Source organism: Desulfuromonas carbonis (assembly GCF_054658035.1).
Genome location: NZ_BAAHXR010000003.1, coordinates 2,081,583 through 2,100,362 on the forward strand (window position 1 = coordinate 2,081,583; position 18,780 = coordinate 2,100,362).

Annotated in this window: 15 protein-coding genes; 13 read left to right on the plus strand and 2 right to left on the minus strand. The window is 63.0% G+C overall.

Annotated elements, in window-relative coordinates; genetic code table 11:
- Positions 1–138: 138 nt before the first annotated feature.
- The 6 genes from glyQ (at position 139) to nfi (ending at position 8,670) form a co-directional block, all read left to right on the plus strand.
- Entirely contained in the window at positions 139–1,008 is an 870-nt protein-coding gene (glyQ, locus tag ACYQ8E_RS16370) for a glycine--tRNA ligase subunit alpha (RefSeq protein ID WP_066725129.1), read from the plus strand.
- A gap of 39 nt (positions 1,009–1,047) precedes the next feature.
- Positions 1,048–3,111, plus strand: coding sequence for a glycine--tRNA ligase subunit beta (gene glyS / locus ACYQ8E_RS16375; protein ID WP_066725135.1), 2,064 nt, complete (start codon positions 1,048–1,050; stop codon positions 3,109–3,111).
- A 304-nt stretch (positions 3,112–3,415) separates the two neighbouring features.
- The gene (gene ppdK / locus ACYQ8E_RS16380) at positions 3,416–6,076 is read left to right on the plus strand and encodes a pyruvate, phosphate dikinase (protein ID WP_066725138.1); all 2,661 of its coding nucleotides are present in this window, start codon (positions 3,416–3,418) and stop codon (positions 6,074–6,076) included.
- A gap of 228 nt (positions 6,077–6,304) precedes the next feature.
- Positions 6,305–7,264 carry a D-2-hydroxyacid dehydrogenase gene (locus tag ACYQ8E_RS16385; protein WP_066725140.1) on the plus strand — a complete coding sequence of 320 codons (960 nt, stop codon included), beginning with the start codon at positions 6,305–6,307 and terminating at the stop codon, positions 7,262–7,264.
- A gap of 195 nt (positions 7,265–7,459) precedes the next feature.
- Positions 7,460–7,888 carry a hypothetical protein gene (locus ACYQ8E_RS16390; RefSeq protein WP_066725142.1) on the plus strand — a complete coding sequence of 143 codons (429 nt, stop codon included), beginning with the start codon at positions 7,460–7,462 and terminating at the stop codon, positions 7,886–7,888.
- Between the two features lie 95 nt (positions 7,889–7,983).
- On the plus strand, positions 7,984–8,670 hold the full coding sequence (gene nfi, locus ACYQ8E_RS16395) for a deoxyribonuclease V (RefSeq protein ID WP_082820191.1): 687 nt from the start codon (positions 7,984–7,986) through the stop codon (positions 8,668–8,670).
- A 10-nt stretch (positions 8,671–8,680) separates the two neighbouring features.
- On the opposite strand, the gene ACYQ8E_RS16400 is transcribed toward nfi, so the two are convergent.
- Entirely contained in the window at positions 8,681–9,337 is a 657-nt protein-coding gene (locus tag ACYQ8E_RS16400; RefSeq protein WP_066725148.1) for a fumarylacetoacetate hydrolase family protein, read from the minus strand.
- Between the two features lie 417 nt (positions 9,338–9,754).
- Between ACYQ8E_RS16400 and tnpA (ACYQ8E_RS16405) the strand changes: the two genes are divergently transcribed.
- Together tnpA (ACYQ8E_RS16405) and tnpA (ACYQ8E_RS16410) are read left to right on the plus strand one after the other, a co-directional pair.
- Positions 9,755–10,177 (plus strand): IS200/IS605 family transposase, encoded by a 423-nt coding sequence (gene tnpA / locus ACYQ8E_RS16405; protein WP_459861599.1) that lies wholly within the window; start codon positions 9,755–9,757, stop codon positions 10,175–10,177.
- A 229-nt stretch (positions 10,178–10,406) separates the two neighbouring features.
- Positions 10,407–10,841 (plus strand): IS200/IS605 family transposase, encoded by a 435-nt coding sequence (tnpA, locus tag ACYQ8E_RS16410; protein ID WP_066724805.1) that lies wholly within the window; start codon positions 10,407–10,409, stop codon positions 10,839–10,841.
- Positions 10,842–11,125: 284 nt separating this feature from the next.
- Here the strand turns inward: tnpA (ACYQ8E_RS16410) and ACYQ8E_RS16415 are convergent, their stop codons facing one another.
- A complete protein-coding gene (locus ACYQ8E_RS16415) occupies positions 11,126–11,728 on the minus strand; it encodes a trimeric intracellular cation channel family protein (RefSeq protein ID WP_066725151.1) in 603 nt (200 codons plus the stop codon).
- A gap of 130 nt (positions 11,729–11,858) precedes the next feature.
- Between ACYQ8E_RS16415 and ACYQ8E_RS16420 the strand changes: the two genes are divergently transcribed.
- From ACYQ8E_RS16420 to ltrA, 5 genes are all read left to right on the plus strand, one after another.
- Positions 11,859–13,046, plus strand: coding sequence for a rhomboid family intramembrane serine protease (locus ACYQ8E_RS16420; RefSeq protein ID WP_066725154.1), 1,188 nt, complete (start codon positions 11,859–11,861; stop codon positions 13,044–13,046).
- A gap of 153 nt (positions 13,047–13,199) precedes the next feature.
- Positions 13,200–14,006: a TrmH family RNA methyltransferase gene (locus tag ACYQ8E_RS16425; RefSeq protein ID WP_066725157.1), complete on the plus strand. Its 807-nt coding sequence runs from the start codon at positions 13,200–13,202 to the stop codon at positions 14,004–14,006.
- A gap of 2 nt (positions 14,007–14,008) precedes the next feature.
- Complete coding sequence (locus ACYQ8E_RS16430; protein ID WP_066725160.1) at positions 14,009–14,899, plus strand: radical SAM protein; 891 nt, start codon at positions 14,009–14,011, stop codon at positions 14,897–14,899.
- Between the two features lie 266 nt (positions 14,900–15,165).
- On the plus strand, positions 15,166–16,731 hold the full coding sequence (gene traF / locus ACYQ8E_RS16435) for a conjugal transfer protein TraF (protein ID WP_197463732.1): 1,566 nt from the start codon (positions 15,166–15,168) through the stop codon (positions 16,729–16,731).
- A gap of 613 nt (positions 16,732–17,344) precedes the next feature.
- A complete protein-coding gene (gene ltrA, locus ACYQ8E_RS16440) occupies positions 17,345–18,748 on the plus strand; it encodes a group II intron reverse transcriptase/maturase (protein WP_066724184.1) in 1,404 nt (467 codons plus the stop codon).
- The last annotated feature ends 32 nt before the right edge of the window (positions 18,749–18,780 follow it).

Below are 18,780 nucleotides of genomic sequence, written 5' to 3' on the forward strand. Positions count from 1 at the left end.
TTCAGCCGCGATTTTCCTGGCTCTTTGGCTTGACAGCCAGGGGCAAAAGGGCTAGAATTTTTCGCCTGTCGCTTTGTATACAGTATACTTTTCACGGTCCGCCCCGGCGGACCGGAACCGTCTTTTTCCGGAGGCAACGTGACCTTTCAGGACCTCATCCTTTCGCTCCAGAACTACTGGGCCAAACAGGGGTGCATCATCCAGCAGCCCTACGACGTCGAAAAGGGGGCCGGCACCTTCAACCCCGCCACCTTCCTGCGCGTCCTCGGTCCCGAACCGTGGAACGTCGCTTACGTCGAGCCGTCGCGCCGTCCCACCGACGGCCGTTACGGCGAGAATCCCAACCGCCTGCAGCACTACTACCAGTTCCAGGTGATTCTCAAGCCGTCGCCGATGAACATCCAGGAGCTCTACCTCGATTCGCTGAAGAGCTTCGGCATTGACCCGGCCAGGCACGACATCCGTTTCGTCGAGGATGACTGGGAGTCGCCGACCCTCGGCGCCTGGGGGCTGGGGTGGGAGGTCTGGCTCGACGGTATGGAAATCACCCAGTTCACCTACTTCCAGCAGGCCGGCGGCATCGACCTCAAGCCGGTCTCCGGTGAAATCACTTACGGCTGCGAACGTATCGCCATGTACCTGCAGGGAGTCGACAACGTCTACGATCTGGAGTGGGTCAAGGGGATCAGGTACGGCGACGTCCACCACCGCAGTGAGGTCGAATTCTCGACCTACAACTTCGAACAGGCCGATGTCTCGATGCTCCTCAACCTCTTCACCATGTACGAGAAGGAAGCGATCCGCCTGGTCGAGACCGGGCTGGTGCTGCCGGCCTACGACTATGTGATGAAGTGCTCCCATGCCTTCAACCTCCTCGATGCGCGCGGCGCGATCTCGGTCACCGAGCGCGCCAGCTACATCGGCCGGGTGCGCAACATGGCGCGCCTCTGCGCCGAGGGGTACGTGGCAATGCGCGAGAAGCTCGGTTTCCCGCTGCTGAAAAAGTAACGGCCGGCCAGGTCCGGCTTACCCATCTCTGGAGTTTCCATGTCCGCTGAACTGTTCCTCGAAATCGGTACCGAAGAGATTCCCGCCGGCTTTCTGCGCCCGGCGATGCAGGACCTCGAGCGCCTGCTGCGCAAGGAGCTCGAGAACGCCCGCATCGGCTTTGGCGCCATCCGCACCTTTGCCACGCCGCGACGGCTGGCGATCGCCGTGCAGGGGGTCGCCGACCTCCAGGAGCGCATGGAGCTGACCGTCGCCGGCCCCTCGGTGAAGGTCGCCTTCGATGCCGACGGTAAGCCGACCCGGGCCGCCGAAGGCTTCGCCCGCGCCAACGGCGTCGAAGTTGCCGCGCTGTCGCGCATGACCACCGACAAGGGGGAATACCTCTACCTCTCCAAGGTCGAAGAGGGCCGGCCGAGCGCCGAGCTCCTTCCCGAGATCCTGCCGCGGGTGATCACCGCGATCCCCTTCAAGAAGTCGATGCGCTGGAAGGATCTCGACATCCGCTTCGCGCGGCCGGTGCACTGGATCGTCGCCCTCTTCGGCGGCAAGGTAGTCCCCTTCGGTTTCGGCAACCTGAGCGCCGGCAACCGCTCCCGCGGCCACCGCTTCATGGCCAGTGAGGAGTTCGTGGTCGAGACTGTCGCCCAGTGGCAGGCCGAGCTTGCCAAGCGCTTCGTCATGGTCGACAAGGACGAGCGCCGGGCGCTGATCGAAAAGGGGATTGTCACCGCAGCCCAGCAGGTCGGCGGCACCGTCAACCCCGACCCCGAGCTGCTCGACGAGGTCAGCTACCTGGTCGAGGACGTTACCCCGCTCTGCGGTTCGATCGAGGAGCGCTTCCTGCAGCTGCCGCGGGAGCTGCTGATCACCTCGATGCGCGAGCACCAGCGCTACTTCACTGTCGCCGGCGCCGACGGCCAGCTGCTGCCGCACTTCATCACCATCTCCAATACCCGTCCCACCGATCCCTCGGTTGTCATCAAGGGGAACGAGCGGGTGCTGCGGGCGCGCCTCTCCGACGCCATGTTCTTCTGGAGCGAAGACCAGAAGGTGAAGCTCGAGAGCCGTCTCGAGGCGCTGAAGAATGTTGTCTACCAGCAGAAGCTCGGCACCAGCTATGAGAAGGTGATGCGCTTTCAGGAGCTGGCCGTCGGCCTCGCCGACCAGCTCGACCCGGCGGTGAAGGGGCTCACCGAGCGCGCCGCGCTCCTTGCCAAGTGCGACCTCGAGACCGGGATGGTCTACGAGTTTCCCGAGCTGCAGGGGGTGATGGGGCGCGAGTACGCCCGCCTCGAAGGGGAGGAAGAGCGGGTCGCGCTGGCGATCTTTGAGCACTACCTGCCGACCGGCGCCGGCGGCGAGCTGCCGTCCGACAACGTCGGCGCCTTCGTCTCCATCGCCGACAAGATCGACACCATCTGCGGCTGCTTCGGCGTCGGGCTGATCCCGACCGGCACCGCCGACCCCTACGCCCTGCGCCGCAGCGCCATCGGCATCCTCAATATCATCCTCGACCGGGGCTTCCGCCTCTCCCTGCCGCAGCTGGTGCGCCAGAGCGTCGCCCTGCTGGAAGGGAAGCTGACCCGCCCCGCGGCCGAGGTCCGGGCCGAGGTCGTCGAGTTCATCCGCCTGCGCCTGGTCAACCTGCTCGCCGGCCAGGACTATCCGGCCGACGTTATCGAGGCGGTCCTCTCGGCTGCCTTCGACGACGTCGTCGACGCCGTCGCCCGGGTCAAGGCTCTCGCCGAGCTCAAGGGACGCGCCGACTTCGAACCGCTGGCCATCGCTTTCAAGCGCGTCGTCAATATCATCAAGGGGGGGATCGCCACCCCAGTCGACCCGGCGCTCTTCGAAGCCGAATGCGAGCACGCCCTGCAGCAGGCGCTGACTGCCGCCGCCGGCGAAGTCGGCAAGCAGGTCGCCGCCGGCGACTACCCGGCGGCGCTGCGCACCATCGCCGGCCTGCGCGCCCCGGTCGATGCCTTCTTCGACGGCGTCATGGTCATGGCCAAGGACGAAAAGGTGAAAGAGAACCGCCTTGCCCTGCTCACCGGGGTGGCGCGGCTGTTCGAGGGGATCGCCGACTTCTCGCGCATCGCCTGAACCGCGAGCTGCGGAATGTGTTGGGTTTCGCTGCGCTCAACCCAACCTACCGATTCATCGTTCCGTTGGTGTAGGTTGGGTTGAATCTCAGGTGGGTCGAATTCCCCGAAGCTTGCTTCGATGAAAGCGATCAATCTAAACTTTTGATACCCCGTAGCTTGCTGCGGGGAGATTCATTTGAAATGAAACCCAACACCGTTCCGGTATATTTCTATTTTTCCGCCGGCTGTTCCGGCATCCATAAAACGGGGAAACATGGGGGCACTGACGCTCCCGGCCAAATCATTCTGAGGAGGAGAGGTTGATGGCTGCGAAGTACGTATATTTCTTCGGCGACGGCAAGGCCGAAGGCAAAGGGGACATGAAGAACCTGCTCGGCGGCAAAGGCGCCAACCTGGCCGAGATGACCAGCATCGGACTGCCGGTGCCGGCAGGCTTTACCATCACCACCGAGGTCTGCACCGAGTTCTACAAGAACAACCGCAACTACCCCGCCAGCCTCAAAGGCGAAGTGGCCGAGCACCTGGCGCGGGTCGAGAAGCTGATGGGGAAGACCTTCGGCGACGCCAAAAACCCCCTGCTGGTCTCGGTGCGCTCCGGCGCCCGCGCCTCGATGCCGGGGATGATGGACACCGTCCTCAATCTCGGTCTCAACGACACCACCGTGCAGGGGGTCATCGCCCAGAGCGGTGACGAGCGCTTCGCCTACGACTCCTACCGGCGCTTTATCCAGATGTATTCCAACGTCGTCCTCGATCTCGACGGCGACATCCTCGAGCATATCCTCGAGCAGATGAAGGAGAAGCGCGGCGTCCACCAGGATACCCAGCTCACCGCCGCCGACCTCAAGGAACTGGTCGGCCTGTTCAAGCAGCAGGTCAAGTCGGAGCTCGGCCGCGACTTCCCCGAAGATCCGGAAGAGCAGCTCTGGGGCGCCATCGGCGCCGTCTTCGGTTCCTGGATGAATCCCCGCGCCATCACCTACCGCAAGCTCAACAACATCCCTGCCGAATGGGGAACCGCGGTCAATGTCCAGTCGATGGTTTTCGGCAATATGGGGGATGATTGCGCCACCGGCGTCGCCTTCACCCGCGACCCGGCGACCGGCGAGGACTACTTCTACGGCGAGTTCCTGGTCAACGCCCAGGGCGAGGACGTGGTCGCCGGCATCCGCACCCCGCAGCCGATCAACAGGGCCGGCGGCGACGGTACCCTGCCGTCGATGGAAGAGGTGATGCCCGAGTGCTACGGCCAGCTGGTGAAAATCCGCGCCATCCTCGAAAAGCATTACCGCGATATGCAGGATATCGAGTTCACCATCGAAAAAGGGAAGCTCTTCATGCTGCAGACCCGCAACGGCAAGCGCACCGCCAGGGCGGCGGTGAAGGTCGCCGTCGATATGGCGAGCGAGGGGCTGATCAGCGAGCAGGAAGCGGTGCTGCGCGTCGAGCCGTCCCAGCTTGACCAGCTGTTGCACCCCTCCCTCGACCCGGCAGCGAAGAAGGATGTCATCGCCAAGGGGCTGCCCGCCTCCCCCGGCGCGGCCGGCGGCGAGGTGGTCTTCTCCGCCGACGACGCCGAGAATGCCGCAAAAATCGGCCTCAAGGTGATCCTGGTGCGGGTCGAGACGAGCCCCGAGGATATCCACGGCATGCACGCCGCCCAGGGGATTCTGACCGCTAGAGGCGGCATGACCAGCCACGCGGCGGTGGTCGCCCGCGGCATGGGCAAGTGCTGCGTCTCCGGCTGCGGCGACATCAAGGTCGATTACCGCAATGAGCAGTTCACCACCAGGGACGGCACCGTCATCAAGAAGGGGGAAATCATCACCCTCGACGGTTCCACCGGCGAAGTGATCAAGGGGGCGGTGCCGACGGTGCAGCCCGAGCTTTCCGGCGACTTCGGCAAGCTGATGACCTGGGTCGACCAGATCCGGCGCCTCAAGGTGCGCACCAACGCCGACACCCCCCACGATGCCAAGGTCGCGCGCGAGTTCGGCGCCGAGGGGATCGGCCTCTGCCGCACCGAGCACATGTTCTTCGAAGGAGAGCGGATCATGGCGGTGCGCGAGATGATCCTCGCTGCCGACCTCGAGGGGCGCAAGAAGGCCCTGGCCAAGATCCTGCCGATGCAGAAAGGGGACTTCCTCGGCCTCTTCCGCGAGATGAAGGGGCTGCCGGTCACCATCCGCCTGCTCGATCCGCCGCTGCACGAGTTCCTGCCGCACACCGACAAGGAGATCGAGGAACTCGCCGGGGTGATGAAGGTGACGCCCGCGATCCTCAAGAACAAGGCGGAATTTCTGCATGAGTTCAACCCGATGCTCGGTCACCGCGGCTGCCGCCTCGGCATCACCTTCCCCGAAATCTACGACATGCAGGTCCAGGCGATCATGGAGGCGGCCTGCGAACTGATCAAGAACGAGGGGTACCAGATCGTCCCCGAGATCATGATTCCCCTCGTCGCCGAGGTGAAGGAGCTGGCGGTCCTCAAGGCCAACGCTGTCCGCGTCGCCGACGAGGTAATCGCCAAGTACGGGGTCAAGGTCGAGTACCTGATCGGCACCATGATCGAACTGCCGCGCGCCGCGCTGACCGCCGACAAGATTGCCGAAGAGGCCGAGTTCTTCTCCTTCGGCACCAACGACCTGACCCAGACCACCTACGGCCTCTCCCGCGATGACGCCGGCAAGTTCCTTCCCTTCTACGTCGAGAAGGAGCTCTTCCCGGTCGATCCCTTCGTGGCGCTCGACCAGGCCGGCGTCGGCCAGCTGGTGCAGATGGGCTGCGAGAAGGGACGCGCCACCCGCCCCAACATCAAGCTCGGCATCTGTGGCGAACACGGCGGCGAGCCCACCAGCGTCATCTTCTGCCACCAGATCGGCCTCGACTACGTCTCCTGCTCCCCCTTCCGGGTTCCCATCGCCCGGCTCGCCGCGGCCCACGCGGTGCTGAAGGAGAAGTAAGCCAGGGTGATTTTCCTCCCACCGGCATTAGCACTCGGCCCCCGGCTTGTTCCCGGGGGCCGAACTTTTTGGCCATTGCTGATTCCGGCCGGAACCTGTCTGCAAATTATTGTGGTTAAATTGAACCGTTACTATTCCGCCAGGAATGTACCTGCTCCCTGTGGTTCCGGTTCTGGCTCCTGTTCCGCAATGGAAGTGCCCTGCTGAGCGGTGACAACGGAGGTTATCATGAAAATTGTCGTGCTGGATGGACACACCCTCAACCCCGGAGACCTCGACTGGGCGCCGCTGGCCGCCCTGGGGAAACTGGAGATTTTTGAACGCAGCGTCCCCGGCGAGGTGGAGGTGCGCTGCGCCGGGGCCGAAATCGTGCTGACCAACAAGGTCCCCTTCGACGCCGCGCGCCTGGGACGCCTCCCTGAGCTGCGCTACCTCGGCGTGACTGCCACCGGCACCAACGTGGTTGACCTCGCCGCGGCCCGGGCGCAGGGGGTGACGGTGACCAACGTCCCGGCCTACAGCACGCCGTCGGTGGCGGAGCATGTCTTCGCCCTCCTCCTCGCCCTGGCGCGCCGGGTCGAGGGGCACGCGGCGCTGGTGCGGGAAGGGCGCTGGAGTTCGGCACCGGATTTCTCTTTCTGGGAAGGGGAGCTGGTGGAACTGGCGGGGCGGCGTCTGGGGGTGGTCGGTTGCGGCGCCATCGGCCGGGCCGTGATCCGGATCGGCCAGGCCTTCGGCATGGAGGTGGCGGCGCACACCGCCCATCCGGAACGCCACCGGGCGGAGTTGCCGGGCGTGGCATTCCTGCCGCTGGAGGAGCTGCTGGCAAGCAGCGACGTGGTCAGTCTCCATTGCCCGCTGACCCCGGCGACGGAAAAGCTGCTCGACGCCCGCCGGCTGGCGCTGCTGCGTACCGGCGCTTACCTGCTCAACACCGGCCGCGGGCCGCTGGTCGACGAGGCGGCCTTGGCCGCGGCCCTTAACGCGGGCCAGCTCGCCGGGGCCGGCCTCGATGTTCTTGCCGCGGAACCGCCGGCCCCCGACAACCCGCTGCTCAGCGCCCGCAACTGCCTGATTACGCCGCACACTGCCTGGGCGACCCGGGCCGCCCGTTCCCGGCTGCTGGCGGTAGTGGTCGCCAATGTCGCGGCCTTCATCGCCGGGGCGCCGCAGAATGTGGTGAACTGAGGGGGGGGACTGCTATGCCGGAGGGGACGAGGAGGGCCGATAGTGAGGAGAGGGCAGGCGAAGTTTCCGGGGGCTGATGGCGCACCCTGCCTTGACAGCACTGGCGGGCGGGTGGTATAAATCGCCCTCCTCGAACGAACAAACCGGGCCGCCGGGGGGGATTCCCCCGGCGGCTCTTTGCCTGCAAGGACCTCCATGACTGGTAAGACCCCCGCTCCCGGCGACACCGTCGAAGCCCGCTGTACCCGCTGTCGGACCCTCACCAACCACACCATCGTCGCCCTGGTCGAAACCCGCATCGCCCGGGTTCAGTGCAACACCTGCGGCGGGACCCACAATTTTCATCCCCCGGCCGAGCCGGCCAAGTCGCGGACCAAAGCCGTCAGGACCAAGGCCGAACCCCGGGTTTCCGCCAAGGGGAAAGGGGACCAGCTCGCCTGGCAGCAGGCCTGCAGCGAAGCCGATCCCGCCAGCGCCGCACCCTATGCCATGGACCGCAGCTACAAGGTCGGGACGCTCGTCAACCATCCCCTTTTCGGGGTTGGTATCGTTACTCTTCTCACTCCGCCCAACAAGGTCGAGATCCTCTTCCAGGCCGGTCGCAAACTGCTGCGCTGCGCCTGAGCCGTTGCCCCGCCGTCAATCGCCGCTAAGCTTGATACTGAATCGACCTGGCTGTCGTTATGGCGGGCAGAGAAGGCGGAGCGGATGGAGGGACAGTGGATATTGTCGAACTGCATGCCTGGGAGATGGACTACCGGCAGGCTGTTGCCCTGCAGCGCCGCCTCGCCGATCAGGTAGTACTGCAGCTCCCCCCGGGCTGGCAGGGACGCAGCGTCGCCGGGGTCGATGTCTCGTATGAAAAGCACGGCGAGCTCTTCTTTGCCGCAGTGGTGGTGCTGCGGTTTCCCGAGCTGACGCCGCTGGCGGTGGCAACGGCGCAGGCCCGGGTCAGCTTCCCCTACATCCCGGGCCTGCTCTCCTTTCGGGAGCTGCCGGTGCTGCTCGAAGCCTTCCGGCGTCTCGAAACGGTTCCCGATGCCGTCCTGGTGGATGGTCAGGGGATCGCCCATCCCCGCGGCTTGGGGCTGGCAAGCCATCTTGGCCTTTGGCTCGGGCTACCGACCGTCGGCTGCGCCAAGAGCCGCCTCTGCGGCGAACATGCTCCTCCCGGTCCGTGCCGTGGCGACCGGGAAGTCCTGCTGCTGGAGGGCGCGCCGGTCGGCGCTGTCCTCACCACCCGCGATTGCGTCAAGCCCCTTTATATCTCCCCCGGACATTGCATTGACATCGACTCCGCCGTCGCCCTGGCCCTCGCCTGCGGCGGCCGCTACCGGTTGCCGGAGCCGACCCGGCAGGCCCACCTGCTGACCAACCGCCTGCGCCTTGCTGCGCGGGAGGCGTAGCTAGGCCGTTTCAGGCGACGCTGACTTCGAGGCGGCCGACGCCGTCGATCTCGCCGACCAGGGTCTCGCCGCTCTTGACCGGACCGACGCCGGCCGGGGTGCCGGTGAGGATGACGTCGCCCGCTTCGAGGGTGAAGAGGCGGGAGGCGTAGCTGATGATCTCCGGCAACTGCCGCATCATCAGGGCCGTGGTCGCATCCTGCTTCACGACGCCATCGATGGTGAAGCGGATCGGCAGCTCGTGGGGGTCGGCGACCTGCGCGGCGGGGACGAAGTCGGAGAGGGGGCAGGCAGTGTCGAAGCCCTTGGCCGCTTCCCAGGGGAGCCCCTTGGCCTTGAGCGCCCCCTGCAGGTCGCGCAGGGTCAGGTCGATACCGACGCCATAGCCGGCGACGCAGGCCATCGCCTCCTCGGGAGATACATCCTTGACGGTGCGGCCGATGAGGACTGCCAGCTCCACCTCGTGGTGGCAGTCGCTGGAGCTGGCCGGGATCACTACGGTGCCGCCGTTGCCGATGATACTGGTGGCCGGCTTGATGAAGAGGACCGGGGCGTCGGGGACGGCATTGCCGAGTTCCTTGATGTGGTCGACGTAGTTGCGCGCCAGGCAGACGACCTTGCCGACGCTGAATTCCTGGCCGGTGGCGGGGATGCGGACGGTTGCCATATTCTGCTCCTTCTCTGGGGGATGAAATCAGTTTACCGACCCTGACCGGGATGGTCAGAAGGGCGTGCAGGCCAGGACCGGAAAAACCTTTCGCGCGAATCACTTCGGGTAAGATTTGATGCAATTCGGATTTGCCAAAGGGCAACAATTGTCTCACGCAACGCCGCTATGCCGCGGGGTTGCGGTTCTTTAGTGTGAAGTAGAAACCCCCGTCCTCTGGACGGGGTCAGAGTCCTTTGGCTTTGCCAAAAGGGCTCATGGCAATCCATATTCAGGCGTTGTTCCCGCAACGACCTGAACAGAAAGGAAAGCCATGAGCCGTTTTCGAAAAATGAATCTCCCCGCAGCAAGCTACGGGGTATCAAAAGTTTAGATTGATCGCTTTCATCGAAGCAAGCTTCGGGGAATTCGACCCACCTGAGATTAACACATGCGATCTGGCACTGCCAGTATCACATCGTCTGGGTGCCCAAGTATCGCTTCCGGATATTGGAAGGTGAACTGGCGCAAGAAGTTCGAGCGTGTATCCGGATCTTCAGCGAGCAGAGTCACTGCGAGGTCGTCGAGCTGAATGTCCAGAAAGACCATATTCACCTGATCATCATGGTGCCGCCCAAGGTGTCCATTTCGGAGTTGATGGGGCGCCTGAAGGGCCGATCAGCGATACGTATTTTAAAGAACCATCCCAAGTTGCGGAAGAAACGCTACTGGGGCAATCATTTTTGGGCGCCCGGCTACTGCGTTGACACGGTAGGCCTGGATGCCGAGATGATCAGGCGCTACGTGCGGTATCAAGAGCAGCATGAGAAGAAAGTGGAACAACAGCAACTCAAATTCTAATTGTTGTGGACGTGGGAACAACGCTCCGGTGACCCTCTTTGGGGGTCACCGGCAACGCCCCCTCTGGGGGCGCCTTTAAAGCCCCGTCCTCTGGGCGGGGTTTTTTTACTGTGAAGTAGAAACCCCCGTCCTCTGGACGGGGTCAGAGTCCTTTGGCTTTGCCAAAAGGGCTCATGGCAATCCATATTCAGGCGTTGTTCCCGCAACGACCTGAACAGAAAGGAAAGCCATGAGCCGTTTTCGAAAATTAACACATGCGATCTGGCACTGCCAGTATCACATCGTCTGGGTGCCCAAGTATCGCTTCCGGATATTGGAAGGTGAACTGGCGCAAGAAGTTCGAGCGTGTATCCGGATCTTCAGCGAGCAGAGTCACTGCGAGGTCGTCGAGCTGAATGTCCAGAAAGACCATATTCACCTGATCATCATGGTGCCGCCCAAGGTGTCCATTTCGGAGTTGATGGGGCGCCTGAAGGGCCGATCAGCGATACGTATTTTAAAGAACCATCCCAAGTTGCGGAAGAAACGCTACTGGGGCAATCATTTTTGGGCGCCCGGCTACTGCGTTGACACGGTAGGCCTGGATGCCGAGATGATCAGGCGCTACGTGCGGTATCAAGAGCAGCATGAGAAGAAAGTGGAACAACAGCAACTCAAATTCTAATTGTTGTGGACGTGGGAACAACGCTCCGGTGACCCTCTTTGGGGGTCACCGGCAACGCCCCCTCTGGGGGCGCCTTTAAAGCCCCGTCCTCTGGGCGGGGTTTTTTTACCCAGGTCCAGGCATTCTTGCCAAAATCGGGTTCAGTTTTGAGGTTTCGCTTTCGTCGCGTCGTTACGTCGTCGCGTGAGAATCGCCCTTTCACAATTTTTGGTGTCCAGGCCTGATCCGAAATTTATCCGAAGTGATCGGACTTGATCCGCGTGAAACGCTTTTGGCTTTTCGTTCTAACGACTTGCCCGCGGCAGCGCCCAGTTGCCGCGGATCGCCAGCAGCCGGACGACGATGGTCAGCAGTGCGGCGAGCAGGGCGGCCAGCCCCGGCGGCAGCGGCGTCTGGCGCAGCGCTACCAGCAGGACGCCGCCAGCGAGGCAGGCCGAGGCGTAGATTTCGCGGCGCAGGATCAGGGGTACCTGGCCGGAAAGGACATCGCGCAGCACGCCGCCGGCAGTGGCGGTCATCACCCCCATCAGCACCGCGCCGAGCCAGCCGCTGCCGAGGGCGAGGGCCTTGCCGCTGCCGATGACGACAAAGGTGCCGAGGCCGACGGCGTCGAAGTAGAGGAGGGGGTGCTGGAGAAAATCGAGATGGCGGTGCCAGCAGAAGACGGCCAGGGCCACCGCCAGAGAGATATAGAGGTAGGTTTCGTTCTCGAGGCAGAAGGGACGGGCGCCGAGGAGGAGGTCGCGCAGGGTGCCGCCGCCGGTGGCGGTGACCAGGCCGAGGACGACCACACCGAAGAGGTCCATCTCGCGACGGATGCCGGCCCAGGCGCCGGAGGCGGCGAAGGCGGCGGTACCGATCAGGTCGAGGATGTAGAGCAGGTTCATGGCACGCCTCCGGACCGGCAGAATAGCCCCTTGCCGGGGAAAATGCAAGGGGTGGCAGCGGCGCCAAGGTGTGCTAAGATAGCCCGGTCGTGGCCCCGTCGCCCGGCGAATCCAGCAGCGCGAGGCCGGCATGCTCCTCCCCCTTGGCGACAGCCCGAATCCCCCCGGACGCCCTTACGTCAACTACCTGCTGATCGGGATCAATATCGCGGTCTTCCTCGGCGTCTCCCTGCCGCTGATGTGGACGCGCCCCGACCTCAACGATCCGCTCCTCAGTGAGTACCTGCGCGCCATGGGCGCGCGCGGCACCCTCCCGGTGCGCGACATCCTGCAACACGTTTCGGCCTACGATCTTCTCACCTTCGAGTACGGGTTTCGCCCCGTTTCTCCCTCGTTGCTGACGCTCTTCACCTCGCTCTTTCTCCATGGCGGGTGGATGCACATCATCGGCAACATGCTCTTTCTGGCGATCTTCGGCGACAACGTCGAGTACCGTCTCGGCCACCTCGGTTATCTCCTCGTCTACATCGGCACCGGGATCGCGGCGACCCTCTTTTTCGGTTTTTTCGTCCCCGGCTCGCCGATACCGTTGATCGGAGCTTCGGGGGCGATCTCCGGCGTGCTCGGCTGTTATTTTCTCTGGTATCCACGCAACCGGGTCAAGACCTTTGTCTTCCTCTTTCCCTTTATCATCGGCAACTACCTGATTCCGGCGCGCTGGGTGCTCGGTTTCTTCCTGCTGGTCGACAACCTGCTCCCCTTCCTCCTCACCCGGGGGGGCGGCAGCGGGGTCGCCCACGGCGCCCACATCGGCGGCTTTTTGGCCGGCCTCGGCGTCTCCTGGCTGGTCGATCGTCGCGCCCATCATCCAACCCGGAGCAGTGTCCGTTTTTCGCCCGAAGCCGAACCGGTCGAAACGGCTCCCGCGTCCGATGACCGGCCGGAACTGATCTCCCGCAGTATCGCCGCGGGGCGCATGGCCAGGGCCACCGGGCTTTTCCTCGATGCACCCGACCGCGCCAGCCGCAACGCGGTGGCCAGCGAAGATGTTTTGCGCATCGGCGAATTTCTCCTCGAGAACTGGCTCTTTTCCCAGGCCCTGGCGGTTTTTCGACGCTTCATCGCCGAACGCTCCGGTGATCCGGGCATCGACCGCGCCTATCTCGGCGCCGGCCTGGCGATGATGCGGCAGCCGCGGGGACTGACCGCCGCCTACCATTATTTTCTCGCCGCCATCGACGCTGCCCGCACCCCGCAGACTGCCGAGGCCGCCCGCCGCCAGTTGCGGGCCATCGAGCGGTTGGAGGTTACAGAGTGAAAGGCGCGGGAAGGAGCTTTGCGTTAAAAGTTCTAAGTTTTGCGTTTTTGGTTTTGAGTTGAAAACAATGGCCCGGCCCCCAGTTTCCGAATCGCGAATCGCGAATCACGAATCACGAATCACGAATCACGGCCCCATTAAAAGAGGTGTGCGTTGAACGATTTACTTGTCAGCAGCCTGCAGAATCCGCGCATCAAGGCGGCGATCAAACTGCGCGACCGCCGCGGCCGGGCGGCGAGTGGCCTGCTGCTGATCGAGGGTTTTTTCGAACTCGACCTGGCGTGGCGCTGCGGGGTGGTGCCGCAGGAACTCTTCTTCTGCCCCGAACTTGCCCGCGCCGCGGAGCTCGGCCTGCGGGACGAACTGCGCGCTGCCGGCACCCGGGTCTATAATGTGACCGCGGCGGTGATGGGGAAGCTCGCTTACCGCGATCACCCCGACGCCTGGCTGGCGACGGCAGCGGCGCCGCGGCACGCGCTGACCGATCTCCAGCTGTCCGCCAACCCGCTACTGATTGTCGCCGAGGGGGTCGAAAAGCCCGGGAATCTCGGTGCCATCCTGCGTTCGGCCGATGCCGCCGGAGTCGATGCCCTGATCGTCTGTGACGGCGGGACCGACCTCGCCAATCCCAATGTCGTCCGGGCGAGCAAGGGGGCGCTTTTCCGGGTGCCGGTGGTCGAGGCGGGGAGCAGCGAAACCTTCGCCTGGTTGCGGGAACGGGGGATCAAGGTGGTGTCGGCGACACCGGCGGCGCGCTGCGCCCACTGGGACGCCGACCTCCGTGGCGGGGTGGCAATCGCGGTCGGTACCGAGAAGGAGGGACTGTCAACCCTCTGGCTGGAAGGGGCCGATCTCGGCGTCGTCATCCCGATGCACGGAGCGGTCAATTCCCTCAACGTCGCCCAGGCGCTGACCCTGCTGGTCTACGAGGCGCTGCGCCAGCGCAGTTGCGGCGGCTGACCATGTACTGGTACTTCGACTACGACGAGCCCCTCTTTCGCCCGCCTTCGGAAGCGCAGAGCCTGATCTTCCAGATCACCATCGGCTGTTCCCAGAACAACTGCACCTTCTGCGGCATGTACAAGACCAAACGCTTCCGGGTCCGGCCGCTGGCGGAGATTGCCGCCGAAATCGCCGCGGTGCCGTTGCATCACCGTGCCCACATCCGCCGGGTCTTTCTCGGCGATGGCGACGGTCTGGTCTATCCCCAGGCCGGGCTGCGGGAAATTCTGGAGCTGCTGGCAGCCACCTTCCCCAATCTGACCCGGGTTGGCGCCTATGCCTCGCCGGGGAGCCTGACGACCAAAAGCGGCACCGAGCTGGAGGAACTGCGCGCCAGGAAGCTGCGCATCCTCTATTTCGGCCTGGAGAGCGGCGATGCCGTCACCCTCACTGCAATCCGCAAAGGCTTCAGCCCCGAGCAGATGCTGGCGGAATGCCGCAAGGCCCGCGCTGCCGGCATCAAGCTCTCTGTCACCGCCATCCTCGGCCTCGCCGGTCGCGTGCGCAGCCTGGAACATGCCCGCGCCACCGGCGCCTGGATCACCGAACTCTCTCCCGAGTACTTCTCCCTGCTCACCCTTTTCACCCGCCACAACGACGCCTTTTTGCACAGCATCGAACCGCTCAGCCATGGCGGTATCCTCGAAGAGGCCCGCGAACTGTTGCAGCATCTGGCTCCGCAGCAGACCATCCTGCGTTCCAACCATGTCTCCAACTTTCTCGAACTGGCGGGCAGTTACCCCAAGGACCGGGAACGGTTGATCGCCCAGGTCGAAAGCGCGATCCGCGAAGCCCGCCGTCATCCCGACTGGTACGCCCGGGTTCCCGATTACCGGGAGGAGGTCTATTGATTCACCGGGGCTACCGGTCTTTTCGCCATCTGATTCACTGGAAGTAAGCTATTTTGCGGTTGTACTTCAACCTCTTTGGAACCGATTAACACTTGGGGGGATGAAGTTGTGATGGAAATGGCTGGTGAGATGGGGGGGATGGTTAGGTTTCCGGGCTTGGCACAATGGCTGCACTGTTTCAACCCACTTTACATTGAAATGGGCGAGGCGGCGTTTCAACGCCGACCTCTTTGCGTGCTTCATACGTGGCTGGAAAGGAGAGGGTTATGAGGGATTTTATGTATTCGTCAGGGAAGGTCGCCGGATTGCTGGGGGTTATGGTCGCCACGGCCTTGTGTGCGTTGCCGGCAATGGCCATGGACACGTTCTTCTCCGGGCCACGGGCTTTGGGGATGGCGGGAGCCAACGTGGCCTCGGTCAACGACACCAACGCTCAATATTACAATCCGGCGGCGTTCGGGTTTATGGGACACCAGACCGAGGACGGCGGAAGGACCGATAGCGATAACAACAACCTGGGGCGCAAGGACTGGGGGATCGATGTCAATGTCGGTGCCGGCATCCGCTTGCACCAGGATTTTGGTGATTATATTGACACCCTGGCCAATATCGACTATCAGCGACTGAGTAACGAAGGGATTCAGTCCGAATCGGACCTGGCCGACCTGGTGAATCTGCTGAATGGCCTCAAGGCCTTGGAAGATCCGGGCAATGCCATTACTTCCAGCGCCAATGCCGCTCTGGCAGTGCGGGCCGGACATTTCGCCATCGGCGGTCGCGGCAGCTTCGAAGCGGCCGGTCGGGTGTTGAATGTCGACGACCAGAATTTGGGGATCACCAATTCCAGCCTGGGTTCAGGTTCCAACCTTAACGACCAAATCACCAATGCCGTAACGACGCTGCCGACCGGCTACCAGCCGGCACTCCTTTCCGCCGCGGATCAGGGGTCCCTGCTTGCGGCCGGGCTGACTCAGGATGCCATCAATCGGATCGATTTCGTTGCCAACCAACAGGGCCTGACGGTAGCAGAAGTCGGAGCCCTGGTCCCCAACCTGGAGACTCTGGTCGACCAGACCCTGAATGGCGGTGGCGGGGATCTGCAGAACAACACGACCACCGTGGCTCTGAACGGTTTTGCGGTGGCAGAAGTTCCCCTCTCCTACGGCTATGCCATCAACGATCACTGGGCGGTCGGGGCCAACCTCAAGGTGATGAAGGGGCGGGTCTATGGAACCGAAGTGCTGGTTTTCGATGACGGCTCCAGCGATCTGCTCTCCAATGTGAGGGATAATTATCAGGATTCGACTACCTTCGGAGTTGACCTGGGGGTGATGGGGCGCTACAAGATGGTCAATTTCGGCTTGATTGGACGCAACCTCAACTCGCCGGAGTTCGACGGTTTTACTTCCACGACCCAGTTGAGCAATGGAACTACCCAGACGGTCAACGTCGCCGCCGTCAAAATCAAACCTCAGGCAGCCATCGGCGTGGCTTTCATTCCCTTTGAAACCTTGACCCTGGAGGTCGATTACGATCTGACCAAGAACGAAACTGTGCTTAAAAATCCGGTCACCCAGGAACACTATTCCACTCAGAACATTTCCGCCGGCCTGGAATGGGACGCCTTCCGTTTCCTGGCCCTGCGCGTCGGCATTTACAAGAACCTGGCGGAGAGCGATATCGATGTGGTCTACACCGCTGGCCTCGGCCTCAATTTCTGGCTGATGCGCCTCGATGTTGGTGGCGCCTACTCTGGCGAAACCGCACGTTACGATGGTGAGGACTACCCGAAAGAGTCACGGCTTGCCGCCCAGTTGAGTTTCGACTTTTAATCTCAGGTGGGTCGAATTCCCCGAAGCTTGCTTCGATGAAAGCGATCAATCTAAACTTTTGATACCCCGTAGCTTGCTGCGGGGAGATTCATTCTCTAACTCGGGCAACTTCTGGTTCTTCGCCCCCTGCCGTTGCGGCAGGGGGCTTTTTTATTGGTGCGCCAGGCATGGCGCGTAGCGCCTTGACTGGCGCTGTCTGATTCACTGTGGTGGTGAATCAGTGACTTGGGGGTGAAAGTCCCCTGCGGACCCTGATGGCGGGAACCGCTAGCCGGACGGCAAGGGTGTCCATCGCGAGGTGGAATCTGAAGGAAGCCGCAGGCAAAATCCCGGTCCGACGAACAGAAACCGCATGAGGCAGTCTCATCCGGGCGAGAAGGCCAATATCTTCAAAGCCCGATAGCCATCCGGGAGGGTGGGGCTGTAGATGCGGCGGGTAGATGGGAGGAAGGTCACGCGCATTACCCTGGGAGATCTGTCGGTCTGCCTCGTGCTACCGTCACCGTAAGGTGTCGGGACGGGCCGGCAGAAGTCAGCAGAGGCCGTAGTAGCCGGAGTAACCACCCGGCAAAGGGCCGAACACGAGGCGTCGTTTCAGGAGACTCGCGTTTCGATGACGACAAGAGCAGCAGAAGTCCCGGTCGAGATACCGGGAGCCGTCCCGGAGGGCAGCGGCCGGAAGCCGCCAGAGCATGGGAGCGGTGCGTCAAACGTCACGGCAACGAGAGACCCTTCCTGGACGAAAGCGGAAAGGGGGCTGATGGAAGACGTCGTCAGCCGCCCGAACATGATGGCGGCCTTAGAGCGGGTGGAAGCCAACAAGGGCGCCCCCGGCATCGACGAGATGACGACGGGCGAGCTTCGCGGTTTTCTCAAGGAGAAGTGGCCGACCATCAGGGAAGAGTTGCTGAATGGGACGTATCGCCCCCAGCCGGTGCGGAAGGTGGAAATCGAGAAGCCCGACGGGGGAGTGCGCACCCTGGGAATCCCCACGGTGTGCGATCGGCTCATTCAGCAGGCGCTGCATCAGGTGCTGACGCCGCTATTCGATCCGGACTTCTCCGAGAGCTCCTACGGGTATCGTCCCGGACGGAGTGCCTGGCAGGCGGTTAGAGCCGCCCGTCGGCATGTGGCCGACGGCAAGCGCTGGGTGGTCGATATCGACCTGGAGAAGTTCTTCGACCGGGTGAACCACGACATCCTCATGTCGCGGGTCGCCCGTAAGGTCGAAGACAAGCGGGTATTGCTGCTCATCCGGCGGTACCTGCAAGCCGGAGTGCTCGAAGGCGGGCTTGTGTCGCAGAGGGTGGAAGGGACGCCGCAGGGTGGTCCCCTCTCACCTCTTCTGTCGAACATCCTGCTCGACGCGTTCGACAAGGAACTGGAGAGGCGCGGTCACGCCTTCTGCCGCTACGCCGACGACTGCAACATTTACGTGCAGACCAGGCGCAGCGGCCAAAGGGTCATGGCCAGTCTCACCCGGTTCCTGGAGGAGCGGCTGGCACTCAAGGTCAACGTCGCCAAAAGCGCCGTCGACCGTCCTTGGAAAAGGGTCTTTCTGGGTTACAGCATGACCTTTCACAAGAAACCCCGCCTCAAAGTGGCGGAGTCGAGAGTGAAGCGGTTCAAGGCCGGACTCAGGAAGGTCTGCCGACGGGGCAGGGGACGCAGTCTCGCTCAGGTCATCAAAGAAATCACCCCGAAGCTACGGGGGTGGGCCTCTTACTTCCGCCTGGCGGAGGTCAAAGGCATCTTCGAAGAACTGGACAAATGGCTGCGGCGGAAGCTGCGCTGCATTCTATGGCGACAGTGGAAGCGCCCCTATACCCGGGCCAAGAGGTTGATGCAGCGGGGATTGCCGGAAGCCCGGGCGTGGAAATCGGCCACGAACGGGCGAGGCCCCTGGTGGAACTCAGGGGCCTCGCACATGAATGAAGCGTATCCGACATCCTTCTTTCGCTACTTGGGGCTGATCCGCTTGACCGATCAGCACCGCCGCTTTCAGAGCGCCTTGTGAACCGCCGTGTACGGAACCGTACGCACGGTGGT